This window comes from Mesonia profundi, from assembly GCF_031085155.1.
GTDB lineage: Bacteria > Bacteroidota > Bacteroidia > Flavobacteriales > Flavobacteriaceae > Mesonia > Mesonia profundi.
In genome coordinates this window covers 1-9,563 of the sequence record NZ_JAVHUL010000056.1, presented here as the reverse complement: position 1 = coordinate 9,563, position 9,563 = coordinate 1, and the positions used below count along the sequence as shown (strand labels likewise).

6 protein-coding genes and 1 pseudogene are annotated in these 9,563 nt (G+C 41.5%); all 7 read right to left on the bottom strand.

All coding sequences use genetic code 11. The annotated features are described in order from the left end of the window. Window positions 1-72: 72 nt before the first annotated feature. Window positions 73-261 (bottom strand): annotated as a pseudogene (locus RBU60_RS13630) (NAD-dependent epimerase/dehydratase family protein); the annotation flags it as partial. A 135-nt stretch (window positions 262-396) separates the two neighbouring features. After that, window positions 397-885 carry a UpxY family transcription antiterminator gene (locus RBU60_RS13625; RefSeq protein ID WP_308865613.1) on the bottom strand — a complete coding sequence of 163 codons (489 nt, stop codon included), beginning with the start codon at window positions 883-885 and terminating at the stop codon, window positions 397-399. A gap of 207 nt (window positions 886-1,092) precedes the next feature. Then, on the bottom strand, window positions 1,093-2,433 hold the full coding sequence (locus RBU60_RS13620; protein ID WP_308865612.1) for a nucleotide sugar dehydrogenase: 1,341 nt from the start codon (window positions 2,431-2,433) through the stop codon (window positions 1,093-1,095). A 10-nt stretch (window positions 2,434-2,443) separates the two neighbouring features. Continuing rightward, on the bottom strand, window positions 2,444-3,442 hold the full coding sequence (locus RBU60_RS13615; RefSeq protein WP_308865611.1) for an SDR family oxidoreductase: 999 nt from the start codon (window positions 3,440-3,442) through the stop codon (window positions 2,444-2,446). Continuing rightward, window positions 3,439-3,717, bottom strand: a complete 279-nt coding sequence (locus RBU60_RS13610) for a GIY-YIG nuclease family protein (protein ID WP_308865610.1) — start codon at window positions 3,715-3,717, stop codon at window positions 3,439-3,441. Before RBU60_RS13610 ends, RBU60_RS13615 begins: the two co-directional genes overlap by 4 nt. A 130-nt stretch (window positions 3,718-3,847) precedes the next feature. Further along, the gene (gene wecC, locus RBU60_RS13605) at window positions 3,848-5,059 is read right to left on the bottom strand and encodes a UDP-N-acetyl-D-mannosamine dehydrogenase (RefSeq protein WP_308865609.1); all 1,212 of its coding nucleotides are present in this window, start codon (window positions 5,057-5,059) and stop codon (window positions 3,848-3,850) included. A 1,977-nt stretch (window positions 5,060-7,036) separates the two neighbouring features. Further along, window positions 7,037-9,199 carry a prolyl oligopeptidase family serine peptidase gene (locus RBU60_RS13600; protein WP_308865608.1) on the bottom strand — a complete coding sequence of 721 codons (2,163 nt, stop codon included), beginning with the start codon at window positions 9,197-9,199 and terminating at the stop codon, window positions 7,037-7,039. Window positions 9,200-9,563: the final 364 nt, after the last annotated feature.

Below are 9,563 nucleotides of genomic sequence, written 5' to 3'. Positions count from 1 at the left end.
TATAACTTCAATTACTGTCATGATTTGGATTTTATCCCAAATATAGGATATTTGCCGCAATGTAGGAAATTACCCTTCAATTAGGGTAAAGTCGGCGTTGTTTATTATCGCATCCAGGTTGTGTTTATGTCCCGTTGCAAAATTATCGAGACAGGTAACTTTGGCATTTTGGTTTAAAAGTTCTTCACATAAGTTGGAACCTATGAAGCCGGCTCCGCCGGTTACTAATACTTTTTTATTTTTTAAATTGGTATAATTCATTTGTTGTGTTTAATTATACGTTTGTAAGTAGCTTCCAAACATTTTTTTGCTTCAACGTCCTTAGCAATTTTAACACGGCTTCGCCTCTTCGGTCCCAGGGACCAAATCTAAATTAATTGATAAATAGGAGAAAAATTAGCTTGTTCTTCCTATTTCATTTTTGGGCAAAGTCACTTTAAAAGCACAGCCCAAGGCGGGAATACTCAGCGTAACTTTAGTCTTATCGTTTTTCAACACCACCGCTTTCCGGTGCTGCAATTTTCCTTTTTGAATATATACTTCCTCTCCTGCGGTAAACGCCTCGTAGCTAATGTTAGCAGTTTTGTGTTCACTAAAAAATTGTCTTACCTCCTGCATCTCTCTTTCATAAATAACCCCGGGCTGCCCCAGCCAAAACAGTCGGCGTACCACCCCCGAAGTTGCTAAAACCGTTGGGGCTTGCTTCTCTTCACATTGCACAAACACATAGGATGTAAAATAAGGCATTTCTACTTTCTTGATGCGATCAGACCATTGACGTTCCTCTATCTTTGTAGGACAGAACACCGTGAAACCCTGCGCTTCTAGTCGAGTGGCTACCTTTTTCTCGGTTCTGCTCTTTACATATAATACAAACCAGTTCATCCTTCTATCTAGTATTTTTTATAGCTTACAAAGCTAATCAAAAAAATGCTTCTCTGGTTTTTGTTTACTAATAATCGATAGGTTTTCTTTTTTAAAACTATCATCATTTACTCACGTAGCCAATTCCTTGTTTTTTTTAACATCTTTTCATTCTTTTATCAAATGAACTATTTTTTTTAACTTTTAAGATTAAACCCCTTTCCTAATTTATAGTTTCGCTTCCGCTTTATCTCCTAACACACCCTTTACATCATAGACCACCGCCTTATCGGCTTTGAGTTGTTCTAAATTCAGTTCTAAAAACTGGTTATGGGCTACGGTAAGGACGATGGCGTCGTACCCTTCAAGAGACCCTTCGACTCCGCTCAGGGTGACATGAGAAGTTACCCCATATTCGTGTTGTACTTCTTTGGGGTTTGCCCATGGGTCGTAGATGGTGAGGTTGGTTTCGTACTCTTCTAGGTGTTTGATCACATCTACCACCTTAGTATTGCGCACATCTGGGCAGTTTTCTTTAAAGGTAATCCCTAAGACTAAGATGTTGGCGTTTTTTATTTTAATATCGTTCTTGAGCATAAGCTTAATCACTTCACTAGCCACGTATTGCCCCATGCTGTCGTTCATGCGACGACCTGCCAGAATAATCTCGGGATGGTAACCGCGTTCTTGTGCTTTTTGCGCCAAATAATAAGGATCTACGCCAATACAATGTCCGCCTACTAGGCCAGGTTTAAAAGGTAGGAAATTCCATTTGGTGCCTGCAGCTTCCAAGACCGCCTGAGTGTCTATATCTAAAATATTAAAAATTTTGGCTAGCTCATTTACAAAAGCAATATTGATATCGCGTTGAGAATTTTCAATCACCTTAGCGGCTTCTGCCACTTTGATGGTTGGTGCCAAGTGCGTTCCCGCAGTAATCACCGCCTTGTACAAATCGTTTACTTTTTCTCCTATTTCTGGAGTACTTCCAGAAGTTACTTTTAAGATTTTTTCTACGGTGTGTTCTTTATCGCCTGGATTGATACGCTCTGGAGAATAGCCTACATAAAAATCTTGGTTAAACACCAAGCCCGAAGCTTGTTCTAAGATAGGAATGCATTCCTCCTCGGTTGCTCCCGGGTATACCGTAGATTCGTAAATCACGATATCACCTTTCTTTAAGACTTTCCCTACCGTTTCACTGGCTTTCTGCAAAGGAACCAAAACAGGACTATTGTTTTTATCTACCGGCGTAGGGACGGTAATGATGTAATAATTACAGGCTTCGAGATCTTTTAAGTTGGTGGTGCAGAAGAGACCGTTGTCTCTTCGACTATGCTCGCTCTCTGAGCGATCAAGCTCAGTGCAGGCTCCTTTTACAGGGTTTTGCGTCTTGATGACGGCTTGTAGCAGGTCATCTTCGACTTCGAGTGTGTCGTCGTGACCCGCCTGCAGGGCATCTACGCGAGGTTGATTAATATCAAAGCCTATTACCGGAAATTTAGTGGCAAAAAGACGTGCTAAAGGTAGACCTACATATCCTAGGCCAATGATGGCTATTTTTTCCATATTGTTGTTTTTATTGTAAATTCTCCCAATACCAATCTGTCGCTTCTTTTAAGCCTTCTTTGAAGATGTGGGTGGGTTGGTAATTTAAATTATTTTTTGCTTTCTCTATAGAGGCTAAGGAATGCGGGATGTCGCCTCTTCGGTTGGGTCCGTGTTTGATTTCTACTTCTGCTATTTTAGGATCATAGGCTGATAAAAAAGTGCGAACCTCCTCTGCCATAGACTTGATGGTGGTTCGATCCCCTACCGCAGTATTGTACACCTCGTTTAAAGCTTTTTCATTGGAAGTACTTATCGCCAACAAGTTCATCTGTACTACATTATCTATATAAGTAAAATCACGGGAGTAAGCCCCATCCCCATTAATAACAGGGCTTTCGTGATTCATCAACTGAATGACAAATTTTGGGATTACCGCTGCATAGGCTCCATTAGGATCTTGTCTGCGTCCAAACACATTAAAATAACGCAAGCCTATGGTGTCTAGATCGTAGGTTCTTTTAAAGTTATCTGCATACAATTCATTCACGTACTTGGTGATGGCGTAAGGCGATAAAGGTTTCCCTATCACCTCTTCCACTTTTGGCAAGTTTTCTGAATCGCCATAGGTAGAGGAGCTTGCCGCATAGATAAAGCGCTTTACCTCTTGATCGCGAGCTGCCACGAGCATATTTAAAAACCCATTAACATTTACTTCATTACTAGTGATAGGATCTTCTATAGAACGAGGAACAGAACCTAAGGCTGCTTGATGCAATACGAAATCGATTCCTTTACAAGCTTGCTGACAAGTTTCTAAATTTCTAATATCGCCTTCAATTAACGTAAAGTTATCTTGTTCTAAAAAGGGAGCAATATTGTGACGATGTCCGGTCGCGAAATTGTCTAGACAGGTCACCTTTGCGTTTAAGCTAAGTAAAGCTTCGCATAGGTTAGAACCAATGAAACCCGCACCTCCCGTTACTAATACTCTTTTTCCTTCTAATACTTTAAATTGTTCTAAATTCATTCTTTATTTTCTTGACCTGTGAAATAAGATTTGAGGCGATTCCCCAAATACATTTTTCCGTAATGTGTTTTCAAATATTTTTCTCTTCTTAGAGCATCATCTTGCGATAAACATCCTTCAAAATAAATCAGTTTCAAAGGTCTACGATGCTTTGTAGAATTCACTTTTCCTTTTTGATGAGCCTCAAATCTTAATGGCAAATTTGACGTATAGCCAGTGTATTTGTTACCGTCCTTTTCACTTTGAAGTATATATACATAATAAAAATCCTCCATTTTGCCATTATTTCACGGGTTCACCCCATGTAATTGAGCTCCATTACACGGGGTAAACCCGCACCTCCCGTTACTAATACCCTTTTTCCTTTTAATACTTTAAATTGTTCTAAATTCATTCTTTATTTTCTTATGCATTTCTCACCCCACAATAATCCAACACGAGTTGGTGCTTTTGGATGCTTAGGCTTTTAAACTCTTGATGGGCCACTAAAAAAGCGATGATATCTGCTTTTTCTACCGCTTCTTTATAGTCGGTAATCTTAAACACCTGGTGGTCTTGAATGTTGGGCTCTACAATGTAGTAGTCTTCGTCTTGCGCATCTTGCAGTACTTTTTGCACGATGTATTTGGCTGGGGACTCCCGTAAATCGTCTATATTGGGTTTAAAGGCTAAGCCCATTAAGGCGATGGCAGGTTGACGCCCGTGTTGTAATTGAAAGTCGTGTTTTGCTTTTTTAATCTGCTCGGCACACCAAAAGCTCTTGTAGTTATTGATTTCTCGTGCTTTTCCTATAATCTGTGATTCCATAGGAAACTCAGACGTAATAAAGTAAGGATCTACGGCGATACAATGTCCGCCTACCCCACAACCGGGTTGCAATATATTTACTCTAGGATGCTTGTTAGCGAGCTTTATTAACTCCCATACATTAATGCCAGCTTTATCACAAATGAGCGATAGCTCATTGGCAAAGGCAATTTGCACATCTCGGCTAGAATTCTCGGTAAGCTTGCACATCTCGGCTGTACGCGCGTTGGTGGCGTGTAATTCTCCTTTCACAAACTGCTTATAGAAGTCGATGGCTTTTTGGGTACTCGCTTCATCCACTCCGCCGATCACGCGGTCGTTATGTACCAACTCGTGCATCACATTGCCTGGCAATACGCGCTCTGGACAATAGGCGATGTGTATTTCTCCTTTCAACTCTGGACGCTCATTATAAATAAGCTTTTCCATCTTTTCGGTCGTTCCCACAGGGGAAGTAGACTCGATGATGTAGAGGTCTCCTTTTTTTAGTAAAGGAATAACCCCCTTGGTAGCGGCTTCTACAAATGAAATATCGGGTTCGTGATCTCCCTTAAAAGGGGTTGGCACTACGATTAAATAGGTGTCGGCTTGTTGAGGCTGAGTTCCCGCTTTAAAATCGCCTTCCTGTACCGCTTTTGCGAGCAGGTGTTCTAAGTCAGGTTCTACGATATGTATTTTCCCTTGATTTAGGGTTTCTACCACTTTTGGATTGACATCCACTCCATACACCTTTAAGCCTTGTGAAGCCATGAGTGCCGATGTGGGTAAGCCTATATAGCCTAAGCCTATGGTGGTTACGTCTATTTCCAAAAAATGATTTCTTTTTAGTTAATCTGCAAATGTAGGAACTTTTGCTTAAGAAAGAGTGTTTTTTGTTAATTTTTAGTTTGTTATTAGGTTTTAGTCTTTAGCGATTAACGGCTAGGTTTTGGGGTTTCGTTTTTCACTTTCTAAATTTTAAAAAGTTCGATGAATGAGATTTATCCTTTCGTCAGAAGCCTAATTCAGTGGTTTGACGGTGTCAATGAGAGGAAGCGACTGAGTATTAATGGGAATCTTCCTACTTCTAACTTTTAATGTATATGAATTGCTAGTCGATAATCATAAATGTTTTAGATGTAAGTTTTTCTTCTTTTCCATTACCGAAAAGAAGCAACCCGCCCGTGCCGGTCGGGCGGGAAGTCTAGGCTTACGAGACTTTATCTAAATTTTTTGTTCTGCACCTAAATTTCAGAAACTCGCCAATAGTGGTATGTAATAGCTAGAATAAGAGAACTTGGCTCAGACCCGCCCGTACCGGTTCGGGCGGGCAGTCTGAAATTTTACGGTGCTTTCACTTCAAATTTTACGATAAATTCTCGATAGGCCGGGTTTACTTCACTTTCATGTTTTGGTTTTCTATTTAAAAGATGCTCGATTGTTGTCACACAGAGTGAAGTGGAGCGAAACGAAGCATCTTTTCGTTTTGGAAATATGAGATTTCTCCTTTCGTCGAAATGACAGCATAGCGAGGAGGAGTTAATTGTTTAGTACTAATCGACAATCATTAAGGTTCTATATATATTCTTTACTTTTTCCCATCGCTGGAAAAAGTAACAAAAAGATCTAGGCTTACGAGACTTTATCTAAATTTTTTGTTCTGCACCTAAATTTCAGAAACTCGCCAATAGTGGTATGTAATAGCTAGAATAAGAGAACTTGGCTCAGACAGTCTGAAATTTTACGGTGCTTTCACTTCAAATTTTACGATAAATTCTCGATAGGCCGAATCGCTTTCTTTTCATGTTTTCGTTTTCACTTTTCACTTTTCACTTTGTTTAGTCTAAGCGTCGTACGTCTAAAAGTCTTTGGTCTAGATTCTAGACTCTAGGTTCTATTTTCTCCCGTCTCACTACTCACCTCTCCATACTAAAAAGGTGGCTGAGTGATTTTTGCAAACCCTGAAACTTCGGGATGTATCGAAGCCTCACTCGTACTCGAATACTCTTTTATCTCATTCGTCTAAAAGTCTTAGGTCTAGAGTTTAGATTATATTTTAGTTTTTGATGATTGCTGAGTACTAGCTGAGAGTCACTAAAGGTTTCTATATATATCTTTCTTTTCCATTGCCGAAAAGAAACAACCCGCCCGTGCCGGTCGGACGGGAAGGCTAGGCTGATTTTCCTGCTCTTGAAAACCAAAGAAAAAATTATATCCTCCGTATGGCGATCGCTCCGCTAGGCCATACTGCTTCAGCCAACGCTAAATTTCTTCTTGGTTTTACTACGCACATGAAAAGTAGGCCGGATTACTTTCTTTTCATGTTTTCGTTTTCACTTTTCACTTTGTTTAGTCTAAGCGTCGTACGTCTAAAAGTCTTAGGTCTAGAGTTTAGATTATATTTTAGTTTTTGATGATTGCTGAGTACTAGCTGAGAGTCACTAAAGGTTTCTATATATATCTTTCTTTTCCATTGCCGAAAAGAAACAACCCGCCCGTGCCGGTCGGACGGGAAGGCTAGGCTGATTTTCCTGCTCTTGAAAACCAAAGAAAAAATTATATCCTCCGTATGGCGATCGCTCCGCTAGGCCATACTGCTTAAGCCAACGCTAAATTTCTTCTTGGTTTTACTACGCACATGAAAAGTAGGCCGGATTGCTTTCTTTTAATGCTTTTATTTTCACTTTAAACTTTCCTAAGTCCTAGGTCTTATCGTCTTAAGTCTAAAAATCTTGGCTCTAGACTCTAGTTTCTATTTTCTCACCTCTCCCATCTCACCTCTCCCATCTCCCCTCTAATTACTCCTTGTTAATTCTTTTCCGGTAATTCCTCAAACCCCATATTCCAAAGGGTGAAGCCGTAGATGTCGGCGTATTGTTCTATGGTTTTGCTAACGGGGGTTCCGGCGCCGTGTCCTGCATTGGTTTCAATCCTGATGAGGGTAGGGTTTTCTCCGCTTTGCTTGGCTTGGAGTTCGGCGGCAAATTTGAAACTGTGTGCAGGAACTACCCGATCGTCATGGTCTCCCGTGGTGATCATAGTTGCTGGATAGCTTGTCCCTTCTTTTACATTGTGTAGCGGAGAATAGCCTTTTAAATACTCGAACATTTCTTTAGAGTCTTCGGCAGTTCCATAATCGTAAGCCCATCCTGCTCCCGCTGTAAACGTATGGTAACGTAGCATATCTAAAACCCCTACCGCAGGCAAGGCTACTTTCATCAGCTTAGGACGCTGTGTCATGGTCGCTCCTACCAACAAACCACCGTTGGAACCTCCACGGATGGCTAAATAATCACTAGAAGTGTACTTTTGAGCAATTAAAAATTCCGCGGCAGCGATAAAATCATCAAACACATTTTGCTTCTTCATTTTAATTCCTGCATTGTGCCATTCTTTCCCGTACTCCCCGCCACCACGTAGGTTAGCGACTGCATAGATTCCGCCTTGCTCCATCCAAACGGCGTTGCTGATGCTAAACGAAGGGGTTAAGCTGATGTTGAAACCGCCATAACCATAAAGAATCGTGGGGTTCTTCCCATTAAGCTCCACTCCTTTTTTGTGGGTGATGATCATAGGAATCTTCGTCCCGTCTTTGGAGGTGTAAAACACCTGCTTGCTTTCGTAATCTTCGGACTTAAAGTCGATTTCTGGTTTTCTATAGAGCGCTGAAGTCCCTTTTTCGATATCGTATGTATAAATACTGCCGGGCGTGGTGTAGTTGGTGAAGGAGTAATAGAGTTCCTTTTCCTCCTTTTTGGTGCCAAAACCTCCCACACTTCCCAATCCTGGAAGTTCTACTTTTCTAATCATCTTTCCTTGATCGTCGTATTGCTGGATTTCGGAAACGGCATCGACCATATATTCTGCAAAGAAGTAGCCTCCTCCCGTAGACGGACTTAGGACATGTTCCGTTTCCGGAATAAAATCTTTCCAGTTTTCTGGCTGCGGATTCGCTGCCTCTACCGTAACAATCTTTTTATTGGGCGCTTCTTTGTTGGTCACCAAAAAGAGCTTGCTTCCTTTATTTTCGATCACATAGGTGTCGGTGTTGGTATTCCCGATGATGGTTTTTAATTCGCTGTTAGGCTGTGACAAATCTTTTAAAAATAATTTATTCCCCGAAGTGGAAGTACTCGCCGTAATCATTAAGTACTTGTTATCTTCGGTAACATTAGCGCCTACATAACGGTGTTTTTGCGCTTCGGTTCCCCCAAAAATAAGCTGATCTTCGTTTTGTGGCGTTCCCAGTTGGTGGTAATATAATTTATGCTGATCTGTTTTTGCTGAAAGCTCACTGCCCTTAGGTTTGTCGTAACTAGAATAGTAGAAGCCTTCGTTGGCTTTCCAAGACATGCCACTAAACTTGACATCGATCAAGGTATCTTCTACGATTTCTTTGGTCTCGGTATTCATGACCAAAATCTTTCTCCAATCGCTTCCGCCTTCAGAAATAGCATAAGACAAGATTTTACCGTCATCAGAAAAGCTCATTCCGCCTAAAGAGGTGGTGCCATCTTCACTGAACTGATTGGGGTCTAGAAAAACTTCTGCCGTAGCGGGTTCTTCTCCTGTTTTATAGCGGTAAATCACGTATTGGTTTTGTAGTCCGTCGTTTTTACTGAAGTAGGTATAGTCTCCTTCTTTGTAGGGCGCCCCTACTTTTTCGTAGTTCCATAAGTTAGAAAGACGTTCTTTTAGGGCTTCGCGATACGGGATTTGCTCTAAATAATTAAAAGTGACTTTATTCTCTGCTTTTACCCAAGCTTCGGTTTCGGCACTACGGTCGTCTTCTAACCAGCGGTAGGGATCTTTTACTTCGGTGCCAAAATAGGTATCTACCGTATCTACTTTATTCGTTTTGGGGTACTTCAAGGCGATTTCTTTTTTTGCGTGTTCTTCTTCTTTCTTGTTTTCTTGATCTTGACATGCGATAAGAGACATGAGGACGAAGGGGAGTATGATTTTTTTCATGGGGTATCGTATTAGTGGTAGTCAAAGGTAATTAATCTATTCGAGTTGGGGAAATGAAGCTTAAGCTGAAGTTGAAGCTGAAGTTGAAATCGAAATTGAAAACTCTCTTAAGTATTAAAAAATTCTATGCATGAGATTCCCCGCCCGTTCCGTTCGGGCAGGCCCGCCTTGATTGTTCGGGCAGGCCCGCCTGAATGCTAGTCGGGCAGGCCCGCCTGAATGACTAGTCGGGCAGGCCCGCCTGAATGACTAGTCGGGCAGGCCCGCCTGAATGCTAGTCGGGCAGGCCCGCCTGAATGACTAGTCGGGCAGGCCCGCCTGAATGCTAGTCGGGCAGGCCCGCCTGAATGCTAGTCGGGCAGGC